At 70.7% G+C, this 22356-nt stretch carries 20 protein-coding genes; 16 read left to right on the top strand and 4 right to left on the bottom strand.

Features of this window, described 5'->3' with window-relative positions:
- From IE168_RS02965 to bamJ, 3 genes are read right to left on the bottom strand one after another with little or no spacing between them, the layout of a single operon-like run.
- Nucleotides 1-1344, bottom strand: coding sequence for a UDP-glucose dehydrogenase family protein (locus IE168_RS02965; protein ID WP_189495065.1), 1344 nt, complete (start codon nt 1342-1344; stop codon nt 1-3).
- A gap of 3 nt (nt 1345-1347) precedes the next feature.
- Nucleotides 1348-2100: an FKBP-type peptidyl-prolyl cis-trans isomerase gene (locus IE168_RS02960; protein ID WP_189495063.1), complete on the bottom strand. Its 753-nt coding sequence runs from the start codon at nt 2098-2100 to the stop codon at nt 1348-1350.
- Nucleotides 2101-2135: 35 nt separating this feature from the next.
- Nucleotides 2136-3080: a BamJ family beta-barrel-assembly machinery protein gene (gene bamJ, locus IE168_RS02955; protein ID WP_189495061.1), complete on the bottom strand. Its 945-nt coding sequence runs from the start codon at nt 3078-3080 to the stop codon at nt 2136-2138.
- A 184-nt stretch (nt 3081-3264) separates the two neighbouring features.
- Between bamJ and IE168_RS02950 the strand changes: the two genes are divergently transcribed.
- The 7 genes from IE168_RS02950 to IE168_RS02920 all read left to right on the top strand — a co-directional run bounded on the left by IE168_RS02950 (nt 3265) and on the right by IE168_RS02920 (nt 8444).
- On the top strand, nt 3265-3510 hold the full coding sequence (locus IE168_RS02950; RefSeq protein ID WP_189495059.1) for a hypothetical protein: 246 nt from the start codon (nt 3265-3267) through the stop codon (nt 3508-3510).
- A gap of 4 nt (nt 3511-3514) precedes the next feature.
- Entirely contained in the window at nt 3515-3877 is a 363-nt protein-coding gene (locus IE168_RS02945; protein WP_189495056.1) for a GntR family transcriptional regulator, read from the top strand.
- Nucleotides 3874-4746, top strand: a complete 873-nt coding sequence (locus IE168_RS02940; RefSeq protein ID WP_189495054.1) for an ABC transporter ATP-binding protein — start codon at nt 3874-3876, stop codon at nt 4744-4746. Before IE168_RS02945 ends, IE168_RS02940 begins: the two co-directional genes overlap by 4 nt.
- A complete protein-coding gene (locus IE168_RS02935) occupies nt 4743-5789 on the top strand; it encodes a hypothetical protein (RefSeq protein ID WP_229823040.1) in 1047 nt (348 codons plus the stop codon). The genes IE168_RS02940 and IE168_RS02935 overlap by 4 nt, the downstream gene beginning before the upstream one ends.
- Before the next feature lie 29 nt (nt 5790-5818).
- A complete protein-coding gene (locus IE168_RS02930; RefSeq protein WP_189495052.1) occupies nt 5819-6532 on the top strand; it encodes a YggN family protein in 714 nt (237 codons plus the stop codon).
- 71 nt (nt 6533-6603) lie between these two features.
- On the top strand, nt 6604-7452 hold the full coding sequence (locus IE168_RS02925) for a DUF4097 family beta strand repeat-containing protein (RefSeq protein ID WP_189495050.1): 849 nt from the start codon (nt 6604-6606) through the stop codon (nt 7450-7452).
- A gap of 95 nt (nt 7453-7547) precedes the next feature.
- Nucleotides 7548-8444, top strand: coding sequence for a universal stress protein (locus IE168_RS02920; protein ID WP_189495048.1), 897 nt, complete (start codon nt 7548-7550; stop codon nt 8442-8444).
- Between the two features lie 24 nt (nt 8445-8468).
- Here the strand turns inward: IE168_RS02920 and IE168_RS02915 are convergent, their stop codons facing one another.
- Nucleotides 8469-9857 carry a class II fumarate hydratase gene (locus IE168_RS02915; protein WP_189495046.1) on the bottom strand — a complete coding sequence of 463 codons (1389 nt, stop codon included), beginning with the start codon at nt 9855-9857 and terminating at the stop codon, nt 8469-8471.
- Nucleotides 9858-10551: 694 nt separating this feature from the next.
- On the opposite strand from IE168_RS02915, the gene purB reads away from it, so the two are divergent.
- From purB to pilH, 9 genes are all read left to right on the top strand, one after another.
- Entirely contained in the window at nt 10552-11922 is a 1371-nt protein-coding gene (gene purB, locus IE168_RS02910) for an adenylosuccinate lyase (protein WP_189495044.1), read from the top strand.
- Nucleotides 11923-11947: 25 nt separating this feature from the next.
- Nucleotides 11948-13204, top strand: coding sequence for a ribosomal protein uL16 3-hydroxylase (locus IE168_RS02905; RefSeq protein WP_189495043.1), 1257 nt, complete (start codon nt 11948-11950; stop codon nt 13202-13204).
- 2 nt (nt 13205-13206) lie between these two features.
- A complete protein-coding gene (locus IE168_RS02900; protein WP_189495041.1) occupies nt 13207-14115 on the top strand; it encodes a GNAT family N-acetyltransferase in 909 nt (302 codons plus the stop codon).
- 192 nt (nt 14116-14307) lie between these two features.
- The gene (locus tag IE168_RS02895) at nt 14308-17178 is read left to right on the top strand and encodes a 2-oxoglutarate dehydrogenase E1 component (protein WP_189495040.1); all 2871 of its coding nucleotides are present in this window, start codon (nt 14308-14310) and stop codon (nt 17176-17178) included.
- Between the two features lie 36 nt (nt 17179-17214).
- Nucleotides 17215-18441, top strand: coding sequence for a dihydrolipoyllysine-residue succinyltransferase (gene sucB, locus IE168_RS02890; RefSeq protein WP_189495038.1), 1227 nt, complete (start codon nt 17215-17217; stop codon nt 18439-18441).
- Between the two features lie 15 nt (nt 18442-18456).
- Nucleotides 18457-19893: a dihydrolipoyl dehydrogenase gene (gene lpdA, locus IE168_RS02885; protein WP_189495034.1), complete on the top strand. Its 1437-nt coding sequence runs from the start codon at nt 18457-18459 to the stop codon at nt 19891-19893.
- Between the two features lie 125 nt (nt 19894-20018).
- Nucleotides 20019-20612: an LOG family protein gene (locus IE168_RS02880; protein WP_189495031.1), complete on the top strand. Its 594-nt coding sequence runs from the start codon at nt 20019-20021 to the stop codon at nt 20610-20612.
- 267 nt (nt 20613-20879) lie between these two features.
- Complete coding sequence (locus IE168_RS02875) at nt 20880-21872, top strand: YhdH/YhfP family quinone oxidoreductase (RefSeq protein ID WP_189495030.1); 993 nt, start codon at nt 20880-20882, stop codon at nt 21870-21872.
- 64 nt (nt 21873-21936) lie between these two features.
- Nucleotides 21937-22326 (top strand): twitching motility response regulator PilH, encoded by a 390-nt coding sequence (pilH, locus tag IE168_RS02870; protein ID WP_189495300.1) that lies wholly within the window; start codon nt 21937-21939, stop codon nt 22324-22326.
- Nucleotides 22327-22356 lie beyond the last annotated feature (30 nt).

The following is a 22356-nucleotide window of genomic DNA, read 5'->3' as shown; positions in this document are numbered from 1 at the left end:
TCAGTGCGCCCGCACCGAGCGCCCGCGGCCGATGCCGTAGTAGGCCAGGCCGGCGTCCTCGGCGTCTTCCGGGCGGTAGATGTTGCGGCCGTCGAAGACCACCGCGTCACCGAGCTTCGCACGGACCTGGGCCAGGTCGGCGCTGCGGAACTGCTTCCACTCGGTCACCACCACCAGGGCATCCGCGCCGTCGAGCGCGTCGGCGGCGGACGCGCAGAGCACGAGGTCGTCGCGATCGCCGAAGATCCGGCGGGCCTCGTCGGCCGCCTCGGGATCGTAGGCACGCACCCGCGCCCCGGATTCCCAGAGCTGGGCCAGCAGGCGGCGGCTGGAGGCTTCGCGCATGTCGTCGGTGTCGGGCTTGAAGGCCAGGCCCCAGACCGCGAAGGTCTTGCCACTGATGCCACCGTCACCGTAGTGGCGCGTCACCAGTTCGTGCAGGTGGCCCTTCTGGCGCTCGTTGACCGCTTCCACCGCGTCCAGCAGCAGCGGCTGGTGGCCGACCTGCTGCGCGGTGCGCGCCAGTGCCTGCACGTCCTTCGGAAAGCACGAGCCGCCGTAGCCGGCGCCCGGATAGATGAAGTGCCAGCCGATGCGCGGGTCCGAACCGATGCCCTTGCGCACCATCTCCACGTCCGCGCCCACCTTCTCCGCGATGTTCGCGATCTCGTTCATGAAGCTGATCTTGGTCGCCAGCATCGCGTTGGCCGCGTACTTGGTCAGCTCGGCCGAGCGCACGTCCATGACCACGAAGCGGTCGTGGTTGCGGTTGAACGGTGCATACAGGCGCTTGAGCTTCTCGGCCGCGCGCGGATCGTCCACGCCCAGCACGATGCGGTCCGGGCGCATGCAGTCCTCGACCGCGGCGCCCTCCTTCAGGAACTCGGGGTTGGAGACCACGTCGAAGGCGATATCGGCGCCACGCGCCGCGAGCACCTCGGCGATGGTCGCGCGCACGCGGTCCGCGGTGCCCACCGGCACCGTCGACTTGTCGACCACGATGGTTGGCGCCTGCAGGTGTTCGCCGATGGTGCGCGCGACCTGCAGCACGTACTGCAGGTCGGCGCTGCCGTCCTCGTCGGGCGGCGTGCCGACGGCGATGAAGACCACCTCGCCGTGCGCGACCGCGCGCGCTGCGTCGGTGGTGAAGTCCAGCCGGCCGGCGGCGTGGTTGGCCTTCACCATCGGCTCGAGGCCGGGCTCGTAGATCGGGATGATGCCCTGGTGCAGGCGCTCGACCTTGCCCGCGTCCACGTCCACGCAGACCACGTCGTGCCCGACCTCGGCCAGGCAGGTGCCGGTGACCAGGCCGACGTAACCGGTGCCGAAGATGCTGACCCGCATCGCTTATTCCGCCTCGTCGATGATGTCGAGCAGTTCGACCTCGAACACCAGCGCACTGCCCGGGGCGATCGGACCGCCCGGAGTGCCGGTGTCGCCGTAGCCCAGCTCGCTGGGCAGCCACAGCATGTACTTGCTGCCGACCGGCATCAGCTGCAGGCCTTCCTGCCAACCCGGGACCACGCTCGAGAGCGTGAACACCGCCGGCTCGCCGCGGTCGTAGGAGCTGTCGAACACGGTGCCGTCGAGCAGCGAGCCCTTGTAGTGCACGCTGACGCGGCTGTCCGGACCCGGCTTCGGGCCCTCGCCCGCCGTCAGCACCTTGTACTGGAGGCCCGACGCGGTGACCTGTACGCCTTCCTGCTTCGCGTTCGCGTCGAGGAAGGCCTTGCCGGCGTCACGGTTGCCCGAGGCCATGCGCGACTGCATGCGCTGGCCGAAGGCCTCGAACGCCTGACGCGCCTGGGCTTCGTCCATCAGCGGCGTTTCGCCGTTCATCGAGGTGCGCATGGCCTTCACGATGGCGTCGAAATCGACGTCGTCCTTGATCTCGGCCAGCGTCGAGCCGATCTGCAGGCCGATGGCGTAGCCGGCCTGTTCCTCTTCGGTGGGCAGGCCCTTGATCTCGAGCGAGGACGGCGTCGCGCCGGCCTTGGCCGGCTTGGGCGCATCGGGGTCGATCTTCTTGCAGGCGCCCAGGGCGAGGAGGAGCGAAGCGGCCAGCAGGCTGGTCGCGGTGGCGCGTGCGAACGTGTTCATCGGAATGACCTCGGAAGGGATGGGACGGGCTGCGCTCAGGGCAGCTGCAGCAGTTCGACGTCGAAGACGAGGGTGGAGTTCGGCGGGATGCTGCCCGGCGAACCGTTGCGGCCGTAGGCCAGCTCGGCGGGGATCCAGAAGCGGTACTTCGCGCCCACCGCCATCAGCTGCAGGCCCTCGGTCCAGCCGGCGATCACCTGGTTGAGGCCGAAGGTGGCGGGATCGTTGCGCGCATAGGAGCTGTCGAAGACGGTGCCGTCGAGCAGGCGGCCCTCGTAGTGCACGCGAACCTGGGCCGAGCCGTTCGGCGGGCGCGGGCCCGAACCCTGGCGCAGCACCATGTACTGCAGGCCGGAGCCGGTGGTGATGACGCCCTTGGCGTTGCGGTTGCCGGCAAGGAACTCGGCACCGGCGGCGGCGTTCTCGCGCGCGGCCGCCGCGCTCTCCTCCTGCATGCGCTGCTGGATGCGGGTGGTGAAGGCCTCGCGCACCGAGGCCAGCTCGGCCTCGTCCATGAGCGGCTTGCTGCCGTCGAGCACCGTGGCGACGCCGCGGCCGAACACGGCCATGTCGACCTCGTCCTTGAGCGGCGCCAGCGAACGGCCGACGTCGGCGCCCACCAGCAGGCCGACCTTGTCCTTCGCCACCGGCGGCGGCTCGCTGCCGGGGGCCATGCCCGGCATCGACTGGCCGCTGCGGACGCCCACGCGCTGCATCAGCGCGGGACCGACTTCGGCCGCCTCGGCCTCGGACAGCAGCGGCTTGCCGCCGTCGAAGGCGTTGCGGACGGCGCGCAGGAAGGCCTCTCGGTCCAGGTCGGGGCCGACGGCCTCGATCGAGCGGCCGACGTCCATGCCGATCATGTAGCTGTTCTTCTCGCGCTCGGTGGTCGGCACGGCGTTCTCCTGGGCAATGGCGGGTGCCAGCGACAGGGCCGCGGCGAGGGACAACGCGGCCAGGCCGCGCAGCGTGGATTTCATCAGGGGATGCTCCTGGACTCTGGCCGCGGTCCGCGGCGCCTGCCCCTATTGTCGCGGGCCGGGCCTGCCCCGGCAATCCACGGCCCCCACCCCTGCCATCAGCTGGCCGCCGGGACGCTTGACGGTGTGTGTAGTGGTGTTATAGTTGCATACAACACCAGTCACCCAGAGCAGGACGGCCACCATGAACCGCAAGCTCGACAACAGCCTGATCGCCCTCACCGCCAGCGGCCTGGCCCTGGTCGCCATCGCCCTGATCGCCTCGCCCGCCTTCTACCCGGCGCCAGGGTCCCGCGCCACCCCGGTCCCGGTCGTGGAGTCCGCGGCCGACGCCGACGCCGGCGAGCGCAGGAGCCGGACGGTGGGTCGCCGGGGATTGGCCATGCCCTATTTCTCGTTTGCCCGCGGCGTTCGTCGCATCGGAGGCTGAAGCCATGTCCGGCATCCAATGGAGCGACGGCGCTCCCATCTACCGCCAGCTGAAGGAGCGGGTCATCGCGATGATGCTCGACGGCCAGCTCAAGCCCGGCGACGCCCTGCCGTCCGTGCGCCAGGTCGCCGCCGAGTACCAGCTGAACCCGATCACCGTGTCGCGTGCCTACCAGGAGCTGGCCGACGAGGCCCTGGTGGAGAAGCGCCGCGGCCTGGGCATGTTCGTGACCGACCAGGCTTCGAAGAAGCTCCTGGGCAACGAGCGCGAACGCTTCCTGACCGACGAATGGCCGCAGGTGCTCGAACGCATCCGCCTGCTCGGCCTCTCACCCGAAGAACTGCTGCGCGAAGGGGATTCCGCATGAACAGCCAGGACACCGCCGTCATCGATGCCCGCGGCCTGCGCAAGGCCTACAAGGGCAAGCCCGCGCTGGACGGCGCCAGCTTCCGCATCGCGCCCGGGCGCATCGTCGGCCTGGTGGGCCCCAATGGCGCCGGCAAGACCACAGCGCTCAAGGCCGTGCTCGGCCTGATCCCCTTCCAGGGCGATCTTTCCGTGCTCGGTCGCGACCCGCGCAGCCAGCGCAACGACCTGATGAACGACGTCTGTTTCATCGCCGACGTCGCCGTGCTGCCGCGCTGGATGCGGGTGCGCGAGGCGATCGCCTTCGTCGAAGGCGTGCATCCGCGCTTTGACCGGGCACGCTGCGAGCGCTTCCTCGCCAATACCAAGCTGACCCCGAAGATGCGGGTGCGCGAAATGTCGAAGGGCATGATCGTGCAGCTGCACCTGGCGCTGGTGATGGCGATCGACGCCCGCCTGCTGGTGCTCGACGAGCCGACGCTGGGCCTGGACGTGCTCTACCGCAAGGAGTTCTACCAGCGCCTGCTGGAGGACTACTTCGACGAGGAGAAGACCATCGTCATCACCACCCACCAGGTGGAGGAGGTCGAGCACATCCTCACCGACGCGCTGTTCATCCGCGACGGCAGGATCGTGCTCGACGCGCCCATGGACGACCTGGCGCAGCGCTTCACCGAAGTGCTGGTCGACGCCGGCCAGGCCGACGCCGCGCGCGCCCTGTCGCCGATCGACGAGCGCAGCCTGCCCTTCGGCAAGACCGTGATGCTGTTCGACGGCGTCGAGCGCAGCGCGCTGGCCACCTACGGCGAGACCCGCACCCCCGGCCTCGCCGACCTCTTCGTCGCCACCATGAAGGGAACCTACGCATGAACGCCACAGCCGAAACCCTGCCGGTGGCGAAGGCCCCGGCGCACAGGACCCACCGCTTCGCCCTGCTGCTCAGGCGCGAGTACTGGGAGCACCGCGGCGGCATCTTCTGGGCACCGGTGATCGCCGGCGCGATTTCGCTGCTGCTGACCGCGGTGTTCTTCGTGATCGCCGCCGTCGGGATCCGCAACGCCGACAGCGACGCCACCGTCAACCTGGACGACGGCACCACGATGTCGATCAACGGCCTCGACCTCGGCGTGCTCGCCGAGCAGCTGAGTGCCGAGGACAAGGCGCAGCTCGCCAGCGGCATCGACATGACGATGCTGATGGCCTCGGCCTGGCCCTACATCGTCATGGTGTTCGTGATGTTCTTCTACTGCCTGGGCGCGCTGTACGACGAGCGAAAGGACCGCAGCGTGCTGTTCTGGAAGTCGCTGCCGCTCTCGGACGGCGAAACCGTGCTGTCGAAGGTCGCGACCGCCACCCTGGTCATCCCGCTGGTGGCGACGCTGGCCGCGATCGCGACCGTGTTTGCCTTCCTGCTGCTGCTCAGCGTCATGGTCATGGCCCACGGCGGCAATCCCTGGGAGCTGATCTGGAGCCCCGGGCATCCGCTGCAGGTGTCGGCCTACGTGCTGGCCGCGATCCCGGTGTACGCGGTCTGGGCGCTGCCCACGGTCGGCTGGCTGATGCTGTGCTCGGCCTGGGCGCGCAGCGTGCCCTTCCTCTGGGCGCTGCTGGTGCCGATCCTGTCCGGCGTGTTCGTGAGCATGTTCAGCGTGATGCGGCTGTTCAACCTCGACGCCGAATGGTTCTGGGGCCACATCGTCGCCCGCCTGCTGCTCGGCGTGGTGCCGCTGACCCGCCACGACATCCACCGCATCGGCGGCTTCGACGCCGGCGAGGATTCGATGCTGGCCCTGGTTTCCCCGCCCGGCGTGTGGTCGAACCTGCTGCAGCCGGAGATGTGGATCGGCGCCGCCGCCGGCGTGGCCATGCTGCTGCTGGCCACCCGCCTGCGCCGCTGGCGCGACGAGGGCTGAACCCCATGGCACCGCGAGGAGGTTCCACCATGAAGTCCGCGATCCACCGCTCCATGCTGCTGGCCGCCGCCGTGTCCTGCCTCGCCGCCGCCGGCTGCGACCGCGCGCCGCAGGCGCAGCGGAACACCGCGCCCGCGGTGGCCGACGCCACGCCGGATGCGGACCGGAGCTTCATCGGCCGCAAGGCCGCGGAGGCGATCGACAAGGCCGGCGAGAAGCTCCGCGCCGGCAACATCACGCTCGGCGAGGGCGTCCGGGTCAGCGTCAACGGGCGCAACTACGGCAGCAACCCCGCCAGCCGCGACCTGCCCAAGGCCGAGCTCACCCCCGCGGGCGACCTGCTGATCGCGGGCACGCAGGTGGAGACCACGGCCGCGCAGCGCGCGCTGCTGGTCGAACACCGTCGCCGCCTCGAGGGCGTGGCGCTGGCCGGCATGGCCATCGGCGTCGAGGGCGCCGACATCGCCGGCACCGCCCTCACCGGGATCGGCGAAGCGGTGTTCGGCGGCGAGGAAGGCCGTCGGGCGTATGAAGCCAGGATCGAAGCCGAGGCGGGCCGGATCAAGGACGAGGCCCGCCGGCTGTGCACGCTGCTGCCGCCGCTGTACGACAGCCAGCAGGCGCTGGCGGCCGCGCTGCCGGAGTTCGCGCCCTACGCGACGATGACGCAGCAGGACGTGGACGAGTGCGGCGACGCCGTCCGCGACGGCGGCACCGATGCCGGTGGCCACACCGCGGCCTGACGCCCTTCCCCTCCGGCGCTCCCATCACGCGAACCACGCGCCGCCCCCTACCCGAACCAAGCGAGGCCACGATGCGACCGACCGCCACTTCCCTGTCCCTGCCCCTGCTGGCCCTCGCGCTGGCCACGGCCCCCACTGCGCGGGCCGATGATGGCCGCGCCTGCGCCCACGAGGCGCCGCAGTCGCTGGCGCTCGACATCGGCGATGCCCGCACCATCGAATTCCACGTCGGCAACGGCCAGCTGCGCCTGGACGGCCAGCCCGGCCGTACCGGCAGGCTGTCGGGCCGCGCCTGCGGCTCCAGCGCCGACGAACTGTCACGGCTGCGGATCGAACAGTCCCGGGAGGGCGATACCCTGGTGGTGCGCATGGTCCGCGAGGAGCGTTCGGGCTGGAGCCTCGGCAACCGCTATGCCTACCTCGACCTCGCCGGCAGCGTCCCGGATGGACTGCACGTCGAGGTGTCGGTCGGCTCGGGCGATGTCCGGGCGACCGGTCTCGCCGCACTCGGCCTCACCGTCGGCTCCGGCGATGGCGAGGCGCACCGGATCCGCGGCGCCGTGGAGGCGCGCGTGGGCTCCGGCGACATCACGCTGGCCGACATCGGCAGCCTCGATCTCGGGTCGATCGGCTCCGGCGACGCCGACGTCCGCGGCGTGCGCGGCGACGCGCGCGTGGGCAGCGTCGGCTCCGGCGACCTCGAACTCGCGGACGTCGGCGGCAGCGTCGACGTGGGCTCGCTGGGCTCGGGCGACATCGAGCTCCAGCGCATCGCCGGCAGCGTCGTGTTCGGCTCGATCGGCTCGGGCGACGTCGACATCGACGGCGTCGGCGGCGACCTGCGCGTGCGCGCACTCGGCAGCGGTTCGGTCGACCACGCCGGCGTCAGCGGCCGCGTCGAACTGCCGCGCAAGCGCTGACGCCGCGACGCGCAGCGGGAAGCCCCGGCCCGCTGCGCTAGACTCGGGCACCGCCACGCCGCAGCCCGCGGCGTGGCGACGGACCCGGGGACACCATGCGCGACATCGTCTGGAAGCCCGGCGCAGCGCGCGCCATCCTGCTTGCCACCGACCTCGACGGCCGCTGCGATCGCGCCCTGGACCGCGCGGTGGCGCTGGCGCGCGAGTGGCGGGCCAGGCTGGTGGTGCTGACCGTGGTGGAACCCCCGGCGTCACCGCCGCCGCGCCTCGGCGACGCCCCGCCGTTGCAGGCGAGCGAAGCCGCGCTCCGGGCCGCCGCACGGCTGCGCCGCGACGTCGGTCCCGCCGCCGAAGGACTGGACTTCGAACTGCTGGTCCGCGAAGGGCGCGTTGCCGAGTGCATCGATGCGGTCGCCACCGAGACCGGCTGCAGCCTGCTGGTCACCGGCGTGGCCCACGACGCGTTCTTCGGCCGCCATCTCGCCGGCAGCACGGTGGACTGGCTGGTGCGCCACGGCCGCCTGCCGCTGCTGGTGGTACGCGACCGCGCCCACGCCGCCTACGCGCGCGTCGTGGTCGCGAGCGACCTGTCGCCGGCGTCCACGCGCGCGCTCGACGTGGCCCGGGACCTCTTCCCCGCGACCGCCAGGAGCCTGTTCACCGCCTTCCAGGTGCCCTACCTCGGCCTGCGCGATGGTGACCGCGACAGCGGCATCGACGATGTCCGCGACGCGACCCTGCAGGCCGCGCGGACGTTCCTGGCCGAGGCCGGCCATGGCGGCCTGTCGGCTGCGGTCGCGCACGGCGACGCCGCGTCCCGCCTGGCCGAACACGCCATCGCCTCCGGGGCCGACCTGGTCATCGCGGCCTGCGAAGGGCGCGGCGCGCTGTTCCACCTGCTGATCGGCAGCGTCGCGCGGGAAATCCTCGACGCCAGCCCCTGCGACACCCTGCTCGTGCCCGATCCCGCGCCGGCGTCATCCGTGCCGTAGGCGCGGGATGGCCGCGTTCTGCGCTCAGCCCTGAATGCCGCCGCGCGTCAGCGCCAGCGGATCGAGCAGCGCGCGCAGCTTTTCCTCGGGCATCCCGGTGGCTTCGACCGCCACCTCCAGCACCGGTCGTCCCTCGCGATAGGCCTGCTTCGCGATCGCCGCCGCCTTCTCGTAGCCGATCACCGGATTGAGCGCCGTCACCAGGATCGGGTTGCGGCCCAGCGCCGCCTCGACGACGTCGCGGCGCACCTTCAGCCCGTCGATCACCTTGTCGGCCAGCAGCCGCGACACCGCCGCCAGCAGCCCGACCGACTCCAGCAGGTTGCTGGCGACCAGCGGCAGCGCCACGTTGAGCTGGAAGTTGCCAGTCTGCCCGGCGATGGTGACCGCCACGTGGTGCCCCATGACCTGTGCGCAGGCCATCACCGTCGCCTCCGGAATCACCGGATTGACCTTGCCCGGCATGATCGAACTGCCCGGCTGCAGCGCCGGCAGCTCGACCTCGCCCAGCCCCGCCAGCGGGCCGGCGTTCATCCAGCGCAGGTCGTTGGCGATCTTGGTCAGCGCCACCGCCAGCGCGTTGAGCTGGCCCGACAGCTCCACCGCATCGTCCTGCGAGGCGATGCCTTCGAACCTGTCGCCGGCCGACTCGAAGCGCGTTCCGGTGGCGTCCGACAGCGCCTGCGCCACCGCCTGTCCGAAGCGCGGATCGGCATTGATCCCGGTCCCGATCGCGGTGCCGCCGATCGGCAGCCGCCGCACTCGCTTGAGCGTGTCGGCCAAGCGCGCCTCGGCCGACGCCAGCTGCGACGACCACGCCCCGAACTCCTGCGCGAAGGTAAGAGGCATCGCATCCATCAGGTGCGTGCGCCCGGTCTTGACCACCTTGCCCAGCGAGCGGCCCTTGCGGTCGATGCTCCTGCGCAGGTGCTTCAGCGCCGGCAGCAGCTCTTCCACCACCGCCAGCTGCGCCGACACGCGCAGCGCGGTGGGCACCACGTCGTTCGAACTCTGTCCCAGGTTCACGTGGTCGTTGGGATGCACCGGCTTGCGCCCGGCCCGCGTCGCCAGCGTCGCGATCACCTCGTTGGCGTTCATGTTCGACGAGGTGCCCGATCCGGTCTGGTAGACATCCACCGGGAAATGCGCGTCGTGCGCGCCGGCGGCCACTTCACGCGCCGCCTTGCGGATCGACGCCGCCAGCCCCTTGGGCAGCAGCCCGAAGCCGGCGTTCGCCTCCGCCGCCGCGGCCTTGACCAGTCCCAGCGCGCGGATGAAGCCCCGCGGCATCGGCCGCCCGCTGACCGGAAAATTCTCCACCGCCCGCTGCGTCGACGCGCCCCACAGCGCATCGGCCGGCACCTGCAGCTCGCCCATGCTGTCGTGCTCGATCCGGAATTCCCTGGTCGCCATGACATCCTCCATCTGTGATGACACCGAGGATACGCCGGGGATCGTGGACTCCCCGATGATCGGGAATCCGCATGGTGCGAATGTTTCCGGTACTGGCGCAGGTCGCAACTGGAAGCTCCGCGCAGCGGGAGGCGGATGGCGGGGGGAGTGCTCCGCCCGGCCGCAGACGTCCGTGTCTGAAGCCGGGGCGTGGGCCATCCCTGGCCCACTCTCCGCACTCCCCCCGCCATCCACCTCCCGCACGACCGTCGTCGGCTTCGTGAAGAAGCCCCCCCTGCGACATCGGGCGACGACCAGGAGGGTTCGCTCGCCGGATGTCTGGCCGACGAAAGCAGCCGAAGCCGCGGAACTCCAGCCTCGCCGCAGCGGGACACTGCGTGGTGGGGATGGACAGCGCACATGGACGTGCGCGGTAGGCGAATCAGCCATGGATGGCTGCTTCGCCGGTCCGTCCCCACCGCGCAGTGGCACGCGTCCTGCCGAAGCCCGCGACTTCGTCATCGCCAACCGAAACCAGCGACCCGGCCATCCGACATCGGCACGAGCCCGTCAATTCGAGAAGCGATCGAACACCATCCCCACCGCGCAGTGGCACGCGTCCCGCCGAAGTCCGTGCACCTGGGGCATCCCAAGCCACCGGCCGCCCCCGACATCCACAGGTAGAATGACGGGCCGCCAATCGCCAGACGCCGCCATGCCCGCCCTCGACCCGCTGCTCGCCCTCTCCCCGCTCGACGGCCGCTATGCCGGCAAGGTGGAGGCCCTGCGGCCGGTGTTCTCCGAGTTCGGCCTGGTCCACGCCCGCGTCCGCGTCGAGATCGAATGGCTGCTGGCCCTGGCCAACGAACCCGGGATTCCGGAACTCGCGCCCTTCGGCGACGCCGCCACCGCCCGCCTGCGCGCCCTGGCCCGCGACTTCTCCCCCGCCGACGCCGCCCGCGTGAAGGAGATCGAGCGCACCACCAACCACGACGTCAAGGCCGTCGAGTACTTCATCAAGGAGCGCCTGGCCGACGACGCCGAGCTCGGCCCCGCGCTCGAATTCGTCCATTTCGCCTGCACCAGCGAGGACATCAACAACCTCTCCTACGGCCTGATGCTCGACGCCGCCCGCCGCGACGTCATGCTGCCGGCGCTCGACGGCGTCACCGCCACCCTGCGCGGCATGGCGCACGAGCTGGCCGCGCTGCCGATGCTGTCGCGCACGCACGGCCAGACCGCCTCGCCGACCACCGTGGGCAAGGAACTCGCGAACGTGGTGGCGCGCCTGGAGCGCCAGCGCGCCCAGCTGGTTGCCGTGTCCCTGACCGGCAAGGCCAACGGCGCGGTCGGCAACTACAACGCCCACGTCGCCGCCTATCCGGACGTGGACTGGCCGGCGTTCTCGCGCCGGTTCGTGGAATCTCTGGGACTGGACTTCAATCCGTACACCACCCAGATCGAACCGCACGACTGCGTCGCCGAGATCGCCGACGTGCACAAGCGCATCGCCACCATCCTCATCGACCTCTGCCGCGACGTCTGGGGCTACATTTCGCTGGGCTATTTCAAGCAGGCGGTGAAGGCCGGCGAAGTCGGCAGCTCGACCATGCCGCACAAGGTCAACCCGATCGACTTCGAGAACGCCGAGGGCAACTTCGGTATCGCGGTCGCGCTGTTCGAGCACTTCGCCACCAAGCTGCCGGTCAGCCGCTGGCAGCGCGACCTCACCGACTCCACCGTGCTGCGCGCGGTCGGCACCGCCTTCGGCCACGCGCTGATCGGCTTCGACGCGCTCGGCCGCGGCCTCGGCAAGCTCAGCGCCAATCCCGAGCGCCTGGCCGCCGACCTCGACGCCGCCTGGGAAGTGCTGGCCGAAGCCGTGCAGACGGTGATGCGCCGCCACGGCCTGCCCAACCCCTACGAGCAGCTCAAGGCACTGACCCGCGGCCAGGGCATCAACGCCGCGTCGATGCGCGAGTTCATCGCCGGCCTGGACCTGCCCGAAGCCGAGCGCGCCCGCCTGCTCGAACTCACCCCCGCCGCCTACACCGGCCTGGCCGAAGCCCAGGCCCGCGCCGTCTGACGGCGTCGACCATCAGGAACACGACATGGCCAAGCGCCCCGCAGCCCTTCCCTTCGAGGTCCAGGCCCGCGCCGGCCAGCCGCTCGGCATGGCGCCGCGCGCCTTCCTGCGCGACTACTGGCACAAGCGCCCGCTGCTGGTCCGCGGCGCCTTCCCCGGCTACACCTCGCCGGTCGAGCCCGAGGATCTGGCCGGCCTGGCCTGCGAGGAGGGCGTGCTGGCGCGCCTGATCCAGCACGACCGCGCCAGCGACGCCTGGACCGTGCGCAGCGGCCCCTTCCCGGAGGAGATCTTCCCCGGCCTCGGCGACCGCGACTGGACCCTGCTGGTCCAGGACATGGACAAGTGGGACCCGGACATCGCCGCGCTGCTGCCCGCGTTCAGCTTCCTGCCGCGCTGGCGGGTGGACGACGTCATGGTCAGCTTCGCCGCCACCGGCGGCTCGGTCGGCGCCCACGTCGACCACTACGACGTGTTCCTCCTGCAGGCCATGGGCCACCGCCGCTGGCAGATCGACGCCTCCGACGCCATGGGCCGCGGCGTGCCGCCGCTCGGCTTCCGCGACGACGCCGAGATCAAGCTGCTGCGCGAATTCACGCCCACCCACGACTGGGTGCTGGAGCCCGGCGACATGCTCTACCTGCCGCCGCTGGTGCCGCACCACGGCGTGGCCGAGGCCCCCTGCCTGACCTTCTCGCTGGGCATGCGCGCGCCCTCGGTGGCCGAGCTGATGGGCGACTACGTCGACACCCTGGCCGCCGAGGCCGACGAGGCCCTGCGCTACGCCGACCCGACCCTGGAGGCGGCGAAGGACCCGTGGGAGATCGACGCCGCGGCGATGGGCCGCGTGGTCGAGGCGCTCAACGCCGTGCGCATGGCCGACGCCGACGCGCTGGGCGACTGGTTCGGCCGCTTCATCACGGTCTACCGCGCCGCGGCCGGCCCCGGCACCGGCCCGGGTGCCGACCAGGGCGAGGCCGGGCCGGTGGACGTCGAGCAGCTGGCACGGGCGCTGGAAGACGGCCTGGTGCTGGCGCGCTATCCCTGGACGCGCGTGGCCTGGCGCCGCGCGGCCAAGGGCGCGAGCCTGTACGTGGCCGGCCAGTCCTGGCGCCTGCCGGTCGCCGACGCGAAGCGTCTGGCGGCCTCGAACCCGCTGGATGCCGCCGGCTGGAATCGCCTCTCGGCGGCGGGGCGCGACTGCGTCGCCGGGCTGATCGCCGAGGGCCACTACCGGCTCGAGGAAGAGGACAGCGGCGACCAGGACGACCGGGAGGACTGAGCATGGGCGAGGCCCACGCGTTCCGGATCCAGTCCTCCGGCTACGAGCAGGGCCTGCCCGACCTGCGGCGCGTGCGCGAAGCCGTGTTCGTCGAGGAACAGGGCGTCCCGCTGGCGCTGGAATGGGACGAGCTCGATCCGGACTGCCACCACGTGATCGCGCGCGACGCCGCGGGCGAGCCGATCGGCACCGGCCGGCTCACGCCCGCGCGCAGCATCGGCCGCATGGCGGTGCTGCCGGAATGGCGCGGCCGCGGCGTCGGCGAGGCGCTGCTCGCGGCCCTGGTCGAGCAGGCGCGCACGCTCGGCTGGCGCGAGGTCTCGCTGCACGCCCAGGCCAGCGCGATCGGCTTCTATGCGCGCGCAGGCTTCCTGCCCGTCGGCGAGCGCTTCCAGGAGGCCGGCATCGAGCACCAGGGCATGCGGCTGCTGATCGATGCGCTGAACCTGGTCGAGTCGCGCGCCGCGGCCATCGCCGCGACCCTGGGGGTAGTGGCAGGCGCCCGCCGCCAGCTCGACATCTATACCCGTGAACTCGATCCCGGCCTGCTCGACCAGTCCGCCGTGGTCGATGCCATCCGCCGCCTCGCGGCGCGCGGGGAGTGTGCGATCCGCATCCTGCTGCAGGAGCCGGCCGCAGCCCAGCGCGCGCTCGCGCCGCTGATCGCGCTCAGCCAGCGCCTGCCCAGCGCGATCGCCTTCCGCGCGGTCGAGGAGCAGGTCGATCGCGCCTGGCCCTCGGCCTTCATCGCCAACGACCGCGGCGGCCACCTGTTCCGACCGCTGGGCAACCGCTGGGAAGGCGAGACCCGGCTGGATGCGCCCGGCCGGGCCCGGCACCTGCGCGGCGTCTTCGAGCCGTTCTGGGAGCGCGCCCGCCCCTGCAGCGAATACCGCGCCCTCGGAATCTGAGCCCCGGCACAACCGCGGGGCGATGCGGGTGGCCGCGCACCATGCCGGGCCGGCAACAATGCGTTTCCGTTGCATCCGTCGCCGCCTCATTCGCGCCGGCGGGGCTATAATTGCGCGGATGCGCCGCCTGAACAGGCGTCGCACCATCGAAACGCCTCCTCCCCCCTTCCTTCTGAGCTTTCCAACGCCATCGTGGCCAATCTATTGAAGCAGTTTGCGCAGTCCTCCGAGCTCGGCGCCAATGCCGCCTACATCGAGGACCTGTACGAGCAGTATCTCGTGGACCCCGACAGCGTCGGCGACAAGTGGAAGACCTGGTTCGACGGCTTCAAGGGCCGCGAAGCGGGCGACGTGCCCCACTCCGTGGTCATGGACGCGGTCGCCCGCGCCGGACGCGAGGCCAAGGCCGGCGTGGTCGTGGCCAGCGGCGCCGGCGGCGGCGACCTCGAAGCCCAGCGCAAGCAAGGCTCGGTGCTGAAGCTGATCACCGCCTACCGCTCGCGCGGCCACCTGCAGGCGGACACCGATCCGCTGGGCATGGCGGAAAAGATCGACGCCCCCGACCTCGACCTGCCCTTCCACGGCCTGTCCGACGCCGACCTCGACACCGAGTTCGCCACCGGCCCCGGCGGCGGCACCAGCACCTTCGGCGGCGCCCCGCGCATGCGCCTGCGCGACCTGCTCGCCCTGCTGCGTGCGACCTACGCCGGCCCGATCGGCGCCGAGTTCATGCACATCCCGCAGGCCGAGCAGCGCCGCTGGATGTACGAGCGCATGGAGCAGGCCGGCGGCCGCTACAGCCTCACCGCCGACGAGCAGCGCCGGATCCTCGAGCGCCTGACCGCGGCCGAGGGCCTCGAGCGCTACCTGCACACCAAGTACGTCGGCCAGAAGCGCTTCTCGCTGGAAGGCGGCGACTCGCTGATCCCCCTGCTCGACACCGTGATCCGCAGCGCCGGCAAGGACGGCGTCAAGGACATCGTGATCGGCATGGCCCACCGCGGCCGCCTGAACGTCCTGGTCAACACGCTCGGCAAGAACCCGCGCCGCCTGTTCGACGAGTTCGAAGGCAAGTTCGAGCACAACGCACTCGCCCACGCCGGCGACGTGAAGTACCACATGGGCTTCTCCGCCGACGTCGCCACCGAGGGCGGCCCGGTGCACCTGGCGCTGGCCTTCAACCCCTCGCACCTGGAGATCGTCGACCCGGTGGTCGCGGGCTCGGTGCGTTCGCGCCAGGAGCGCCGCAAGGACACCGCGCGCCGCCAGGTGATGCCGATCCTGATCCACGGCGACGCGGCCTTCGCCGGCCAGGGCGTGGTGATGGAGCTGTTCCAGATGTCGCAGGCGCGCGGCTTCGCCGTCGGCGGCACCGTGCACGTGGTAGTCAACAACCAGGTCGGCTTCACCACCAGCGCCCGCGAGGACGCCCGTTCCACCCTGTACTGCACCGACGTCGCCAAGATGATCGGCGCGCCGGTGCTGCACGTGAACGCCGACGACCCGGAGGCCGTGGCCTTCGCCGCGCGCCTGGCCTACGACTTCCGCCAGGAGTTCCGCAAGGACGTGGTGATCGACCTGGTCTGCTACCGCCGCCACGGCCACAACGAGGCCGACGAGCCGGCGATCACCCAGCCGGTGATGTACCAGATCATCCGCAAGCACAAGACCACCCGCGAACTCTACGCATCGCAGCTCGAATCCAGCGGCGTGCTGGAGGACAAGGGCGGCCAGGCGCTGGTCGACCGCTACCGCGACAAGCTCGACGCCGGCGAGGTCACCACCGAGCTGGCCGAAGTCGGCAAGACGCCGGCGGACAGCGGCCTGTTCGTCGACTGGGGCAAGCTGGTCGCGGGCAGCCTCGCCGACAAGGCCGGCACCGCGGTCAAGCCGGCGAAGCTCAAGGAGCTCGCGAAGGCCATCACCACGATCCCCGAAGAGGTGCAGCTGCACTCGCGCGTGGCCAAGGTCTATGACGACCGCCGGAAGATGGCGGCGGGCGAGATCCCGGCCGACTGGGGCTTCGCCGAGAACCTGGCCTACGCCACCCTGCTCGACGAGGGCTTCGGCCTGCGCCTGGTGGGCCAGGACGTCGGCCGCGGCACGTTCACGCACCGCCACGCGATCCTGCACGACCAGAAGACCGACTCCTACTACCTGCCGCTGCGCCAGCTGGTCGACAGCCCGGAGCGCGCCACCGTGATCGACTCGCTGCTCAGCGAGGAGGCGGTGATGGCCTACGAGTACGGCTTCTCCACCACCGACCCCAACACCATGTGCATCTGGGAGGGCCAGTTCGGCGACTTCGCCAACGGCGCCCAGGTGGTGATCGACCAGTTCATCGCCTCGGGCGAGGCCAAGTGGGGCCGCATCAGCGGGCTGACCCTGCTGCTGCCGCACGGCTACGAGGGCCAGGGCCCGGAGCACAGCTCGGCGCGCCTGGAGCGTTTCCTGCAGCTGTGCGCGCTCGACAACATGCTGGTCTGCGTGCCGTCCACGCCGGCCCAGGCCTTCCACATGCTGCGCCGGCAGATGCACATGACCACCCGCAAGCCGCTGGTGGTGATGAGCCCGAAGTCGCTGCTGCGCCACAAGCTGGCGGTGTCGACGCTGGACGAGCTGGCCAAGGGCGAATTCCAGCACCTGATCGGCGACGCCTCGGCGGATCCGAAGAAGGTCAAGCGCGTGGTCCTGTGCTCGGGCAAGGTCTACTACGACCTGCTCGAGGAGATGGAGAAGCGCGGCCAGGACGACGTGGCGCTGGTGCGCGTCGAGCAGCTCTATCCCTTCCCGCGCGGGGTGCTGTCGGCCGAACTGGCCCGGTTCAAGCAGGCGACCAGCGTCATCTGGTGCCAGGAAGAACCGCAGAACCAGGGGGCCTGGTACCAGATCCGCCACCACCTGCAGCATTGCGTGCCGTCGAACCTGGAACTGCACTACGCCGGTCGCCAGCGCTCGCCCTCGCCCGCCGTCGGCCTCTTCTCCAAGCACGTCGCCGAGCAGCAGAAGCTGGTCGACGACGCCCTCGCCTCGCCCGTCGGCAGCGTCTTCGCCGCCGACTGACCCCCACACCGATTACGACCAGGACGCATCAACACCATGGCCACCGAGATCAAGGTACCGGTACTCCCCGAATCCGTTTCCGACGCCACCATCGCCACCTGGCACAAGAAGGTGGGCGACAGCGTCGCGCGCGACGAGAACATCGTCGACCTCGAGACCGACAAGGTCGTGCTCGAGGTCCCCTCGACCGTCGAGGGCGTGATCAAGGAGCTGAAGTACGCCGAGGGTGACACCGTCACCAGCCAGCAGGTGCTGGCGATCATCGAGGAAGGCGCCGCCCCGGCGAAGTCGGCCGAGGCGCCGAAGGCCGAGCCGGCCGCCGGCGCCGAGCAGGTGCAGCCGAAGGCCGAGGCCGCGAAGGCCGAAGCCGCCGCGCCCGCTTCCACCCGTCCCGCCCCGGTCTCCGGCGGCGCCGCCGACCTGCCCCCGGGCGCGCGGTTTACCGCCGTCACCCAGGGCATCGATCCCTCGCAGGTCGAAGGCACCGGCCGCCGCGGCGCGGTGACCAAGGAAGACCTGGTCAACTACGCCTCGGGCAAGACCGCCGGCGTCTCCGGCGGCCACCGTCCGGAAGAGCGCGTGCCGATGACCCGCATCCGCAAGCGCATCGCCGAGCGCCTGATGCAGTCCAAGGAATCGATCGCGATGCTGACCTCGTTCAACGAGGTCAACCTGGGCAAGGTCATGGCCATGCGCAAGGAGCTCGGCGAGAGCTTCCAGAAGCAGCACGGCGTCAAGCTCGGCTTCATGAGCTTCTTCGCCAAGGCCGCCGCCAACGCGCTGCAGAAGTACCCGGTGATCAACGCCTCGGTCGACGGCGACGACATCATCTACCACGGCTACGCCGACATCTCGATCGCGGTCTCCACCGACCGCGGCCTGGTGACGCCGGTGCTGCGCAACGTCGAGCGCATGGGCTTCGCCGACGTCGAGAAGGCGATCGGCGACTACGCCGTGAAGGCGCGCGACGGCAAGCTGTCGCTGGACGACCTCCAGGGCGGCACCTTCACCATCACCAACGGCGGCACCTTCGGCTCGCTGATGTCGACGCCGATCGTCAACCCGCCGCAGTCCGCGATCCTCGGCATGCACACCATCAAGGAGCGCCCGATCGTCGAGAACGGCCAGATCGTGGCGGCGCCGATGATGTACATCGCGCTCAGCTACGACCACCGCATCATCGACGGCAAGGACGCGGTGCAGTTCCTGGTCGACATCAAGGACCAGCTCGAGAACCCGCACCGCATGCTGCTGGGCATGTAAGGAGAAGGAACAGACATGGCTGAACAATTCGACGTCGTCGTGATCGGTGCCGGCCCCGCCGGCTACCACGCCGCCATCCGCGCCGCCCAGCTGGGCATGAAGGTCGCCTGCATCGACGCCGCCCTGGGCAAGGACGGCAAGCCGGCGCTCGGCGGCACCTGCCTGCGCGTGGGCTGCATCCCGTCCAAGGCGCTGCTCGACAGCTCGCGCCAGTTCCACAACCTGCAGCACATCTTCGGCGAGCACGGCATCACCGCCAGCAACCCGAAGATCGACGTCGAGAAGATGGTCGGCCGCAAGGACGCCATCGTGAAGCAGTTCACCGGCGGCATCGCACAGCTGTTCAAGGCCAACAAGGTGACGCCGTACTACGGCTTCGCCACCCTGCACGCCGACCGCCTGGTGAAGGTGAAGCAGCATGACGGCAGCGAGGTCGAGCTGACCGGCACGAACGTCATCATCGCCGCGGGCTCGGACTCGATCGAGCTGCCGTTCGCGAAGTTCGACGGCGAGACCATCGTCGACAACGTCGGCGCGCTGGACTTCACCGAAGTGCCCAAGCGCCTGGCCGTGATCGGCGCCGGCGTGATCGGCCTCGAGCTGGGCAGCGTGTGGAAGCGCCTGGGCGCCGAGGTGGTGATCCTCGAGGCGATGCCGGACTTCCTGGCCGCGGCCGACGCCGAGGTCTCGAAGGTCGCCGCGCGCGAGTTCAAGAAGCAGGGCCTCGACATCCGCCTGGGCGCCAAGGTCTCGAAGGCCGAGGTCACGGGCAAGGGCAAGAAGAAGGAAGTGCAGGTCACCTTCGCCGACAAGAAGGGCGAGGAGACGATCACCGTCGACAAGCTGCTGGTCGCCGTCGGCCGCAAGGCCGCGTCGAAGGGCCTGCTGGCCGAAGGCAGCGGCGTGAAGCTGACCGAGCGCGGCCAGATCGAGGTCGACGAGCACTGCCACACCGGCGTCGACGGCGTCTGGGCCGTGGGCGACTGCGTCCGGGGACCGATGCTGGCGCACAAGGGCTTCGAGGAAGGCATCGCGGTGGCCGAGCTGATCGCGGGCCTGCCGGGCCACGTCAACTTCGACACCATCCCGTGGGTGATCTACACCGAGCCGGAGCTGGCCTGGGTCGGCAAGACCGAGCAGCAGCTGAAGGAAGAAGGCGTTCCGTACAAGTCGGGCAGCTTCCCCTTCGCCGCCAACGGCCGCGCGGTGGCCATGGTCGAGCCGGCGGGCTTCGTGAAGGTGCTGGCGCACGCCGAAACCGATCGCGTGCTCGGCATGCACCTGGTCGGCGCCAACGTCTCCGAGCTGGTGCACGAGGGCGTGCTGACGATGGAGTTCAAGGGCTCCGCCGACGACCTCGCCCGCATCTGCCACGCCCACCCCAGCCTGTCGGAAGCAATCCACGACGCCGCCATGGCCGTGGACAAGCGCGCGATCCACAAGGCCAACTGAGGGCTGGCGGGACCACCGCCGGCACTCCTGCGACACCACCGGCGCCGGGCACTGCCCGGCGTCGTCCTTTCCGGGTCCGCCAGGGCCGGCCTTCCCGCCCACCGATCCATGAAGAGCCTCCAAGCATGAAAAGCCTCTGCGTCTACTGCGGTTCCAACAGCGGCGCCCACCCCGCCTACGCCGAGGCCGCGATCGCGCTCGGTACGCGCATGGCCCGGGACGGCATCCGCCTGGTCTACGGCGGCGGCAACATCGGCCTGATGGGCACGGTCGCCGATGCGGTGCTGGCTGCGGGCGGCGAAGTGGTGGGCGTGATCCCGAAGCACCTGGTCGACATGGAGGTCGCGCACGCCGGCCTGACCGAGCTCGAGGTCGTCGGTTCGATGCATCAGCGCAAGTCGCGCATGTTCGACCTCGCCGACGCCTTCGTGGCCATGCCCGGCGGCTTCGGAACGCTCGAGGAGATCGTGGAGATGTTCACCTGGCGGCAGCTCGGCATCAGCGAGAAGCCCTGCGCCCTGCTCGACGTCAACGGCTACTACCGGCCACTGGTCGCAATGATGGACCGCATGGTGGAGGAGCGCTTCCTGCATCCCGGCCAGCGCGAGGACATGTGGACCGGCGACGACATCGACGCGATGTTCGACTGGATGCGTGGCTACCAGCCTGCGCAGGCCTCGAAGTGGCTGGACGAGAAGCGCAGCCGCGAGCTGCGCTGACCCCGCCGCCAGTGCCGCACCCACCGCGCTGACCGGCCTGGCACCACCGCATACCGGCCTGGTACTGCCAGACACCGGTCTGGTACCGCCACGTTCTGTAGGAGCAGCTACAGCTGCGACCTGCTCCTCCGCGCCCCGTCCGGGTCGCAGCTGTAGCTGCTCCTGCAGCCTCGTCGGGGATACGGCGTCATGGGGGATACAGCCTCATCGGGGATCGCGGATAATCGTCGCGGGCCGCGCGTTCGCGGCGTCGCCAGAGACGACGGCATGACCATCCCCCCCAGCTTCCGCGCCTTCCGCATCCACAGCGACGACGCCGGCTACCGCAGCGGCATCGAGGAGATGGCCCTCGGCGACCTGTCGCCGGGCGAGGTCGTGCTGCGCACGGTCTACTCCTCGGTCAACTTCAAGGACGCGCTGGCCGGCACCGGCCAGGGCAGGATCCTGCGCCGCTTTCCGCTGGTCGGCGGCATCGACGTCGCCGGCCACGTGGTCGCCTCGACCGATCCCGCGTTCAGGGAAGGCGACGAAGTCCTGGTCACCGGCTGCGGACTCAGCGAGACCCGCGACGGCGGCTATTCGGATTACGCACGCGTGGAGTCGAAGTGGGCGATCCGGCTGCCCGCCGGGCTGTCCCTGCGCGAATCGATGGTGCTCGGCACCGCCGGCTTCACCGCCGCCCTCGGCCTGTTGCGGATGAGCGAGAACCGCCAGCATCCCGGCCTGGGTCCGCTGGCCGTCACCGGCGCGACCGGCGGCGTCGGCTCGCTGGCGGTCGACATCTTCTCCAGCGCCGGCTACGAGGTGCACGCGGTCAGCGGCAAGCCGGAACAGGCGGATTACCTGAAGTCGATCGGCGCGGCCGAGGTGATCGGGCGCGACGCGCTGGCGACCACGCGGCCGATGGAGTCCGCGCGCTTCGGCGGCGGCCTCGACAACGTCGGCGGGCCGATGCTGGCCAGCCTGCTGGCGCAGACCGCGCCCTACGGCAACGTCGCCAGCGCCGGGCTGGCCGCCAGCCACGACCTGCCGGCCACGGTCATGCCCTTCATCATCCGCGGCGTCTCGCTGCTGGGCGTGGCCTCCGCCGGCACCGCGCGCGACATCCGCGACGAGGTCTGGCAGCGCCTGGCCCACGAGTGGAAGCCCCGCCACCTCGACCGCATCTGCACACGCGAGGTCGGGCTGGACGGGCTGCCGGGCGTGTTCGCGTCCATGCTGGCCGGCGGATCGCTCGGACGCACCCTGGTCCGGCTGTAAGCCGAAGCCCGCTTGCAGCCCCGCTTCCGGCGGCTACAATCGCCGGACTTGAATGGGGGACAACATGGCGCGCATCCTGATCGTCGACGATTCGCCGTCGCAGCTGATGGGCATCCGCCGCATCGTGGAGAGCCTCGGCCACGAAGCGCTGACCGCGGAAGACGGCGCCGCCGGCGTCGAGGCCGCCAGGCGCGAGCTGCCGGACCTGATCCTGATGGACGTGGTGATGCCGAACCTCAACGGGTTCCAGGCCACGCGCTCGATCACCCGCGACCCGGCCACGAAGCACATCCCGGTGATCCTGGTCACGACCAAGGACCAGGAAACCGACAAGGTCTGGGGCATGCGCCAGGGCGCGCGCGCCTACATCACCAAGCCCTTCAGCGACACCGAGCTGTCCGAGACCATCAGCACCGCCATCGCGACCGAACCGCTGCCGCCGACCGCGGCCTGAACCCGGCCACGGCCACGCCGCGCACGGCGC

Source organism: Luteimonas padinae (assembly GCF_014652935.1).
Lineage (GTDB): Bacteria > Pseudomonadota > Gammaproteobacteria > Xanthomonadales > Xanthomonadaceae > Luteimonas > Luteimonas padinae.
The sequence above is the reverse complement of the archived record's forward strand: the minus strand, read 5'-3'. Positions and strand labels throughout refer to the sequence as shown.

Bases quoted from the DNA above. Each gene is read 5' to 3' on its own strand.
- IE168_RS02965 (WP_189495065.1), bottom strand. From the start codon at position 1,344: ATGCGGGTCAGCATCTTCGGCACCGGTTACGTCGGCCTGGTCACCGGC.
- IE168_RS02960 (WP_189495063.1), bottom strand. From the start codon at position 2,100: ATGAACACGTTCGCACGCGCCACCGCGACCAGCCTGCTGGCCGCTTCG.
- bamJ (WP_189495061.1), bottom strand. From the start codon at position 3,080: ATGAAATCCACGCTGCGCGGCCTGGCCGCGTTGTCCCTCGCCGCGGCC.
- IE168_RS02950 (WP_189495059.1), top strand. From the start codon at position 3,265: ATGAACCGCAAGCTCGACAACAGCCTGATCGCCCTCACCGCCAGCGGC.
- IE168_RS02945 (WP_189495056.1), top strand. From the start codon at position 3,515: ATGTCCGGCATCCAATGGAGCGACGGCGCTCCCATCTACCGCCAGCTG.
- IE168_RS02940 (WP_189495054.1), top strand. From the start codon at position 3,874: ATGAACAGCCAGGACACCGCCGTCATCGATGCCCGCGGCCTGCGCAAG.
- IE168_RS02935 (WP_229823040.1), top strand. From the start codon at position 4,743: ATGAACGCCACAGCCGAAACCCTGCCGGTGGCGAAGGCCCCGGCGCAC.
- IE168_RS02930 (WP_189495052.1), top strand. From the start codon at position 5,819: ATGAAGTCCGCGATCCACCGCTCCATGCTGCTGGCCGCCGCCGTGTCC.
- IE168_RS02925 (WP_189495050.1), top strand. From the start codon at position 6,604: ATGCGACCGACCGCCACTTCCCTGTCCCTGCCCCTGCTGGCCCTCGCG.
- IE168_RS02920 (WP_189495048.1), top strand. From the start codon at position 7,548: ATGCGCGACATCGTCTGGAAGCCCGGCGCAGCGCGCGCCATCCTGCTT.
- IE168_RS02915 (WP_189495046.1), bottom strand. From the start codon at position 9,857: ATGGCGACCAGGGAATTCCGGATCGAGCACGACAGCATGGGCGAGCTG.
- purB (WP_189495044.1), top strand. From the start codon at position 10,552: ATGCCCGCCCTCGACCCGCTGCTCGCCCTCTCCCCGCTCGACGGCCGC.
- IE168_RS02905 (WP_189495043.1), top strand. From the start codon at position 11,948: ATGGCCAAGCGCCCCGCAGCCCTTCCCTTCGAGGTCCAGGCCCGCGCC.
- IE168_RS02900 (WP_189495041.1), top strand. From the start codon at position 13,207: ATGGGCGAGGCCCACGCGTTCCGGATCCAGTCCTCCGGCTACGAGCAG.
- sucB (WP_189495038.1), top strand. From the start codon at position 17,215: ATGGCCACCGAGATCAAGGTACCGGTACTCCCCGAATCCGTTTCCGAC.
- lpdA (WP_189495034.1), top strand. From the start codon at position 18,457: ATGGCTGAACAATTCGACGTCGTCGTGATCGGTGCCGGCCCCGCCGGC.
- IE168_RS02880 (WP_189495031.1), top strand. From the start codon at position 20,019: ATGAAAAGCCTCTGCGTCTACTGCGGTTCCAACAGCGGCGCCCACCCC.
- IE168_RS02875 (WP_189495030.1), top strand. From the start codon at position 20,880: ATGACCATCCCCCCCAGCTTCCGCGCCTTCCGCATCCACAGCGACGAC.
- pilH (WP_189495300.1), top strand. From the start codon at position 21,937: ATGGCGCGCATCCTGATCGTCGACGATTCGCCGTCGCAGCTGATGGGC.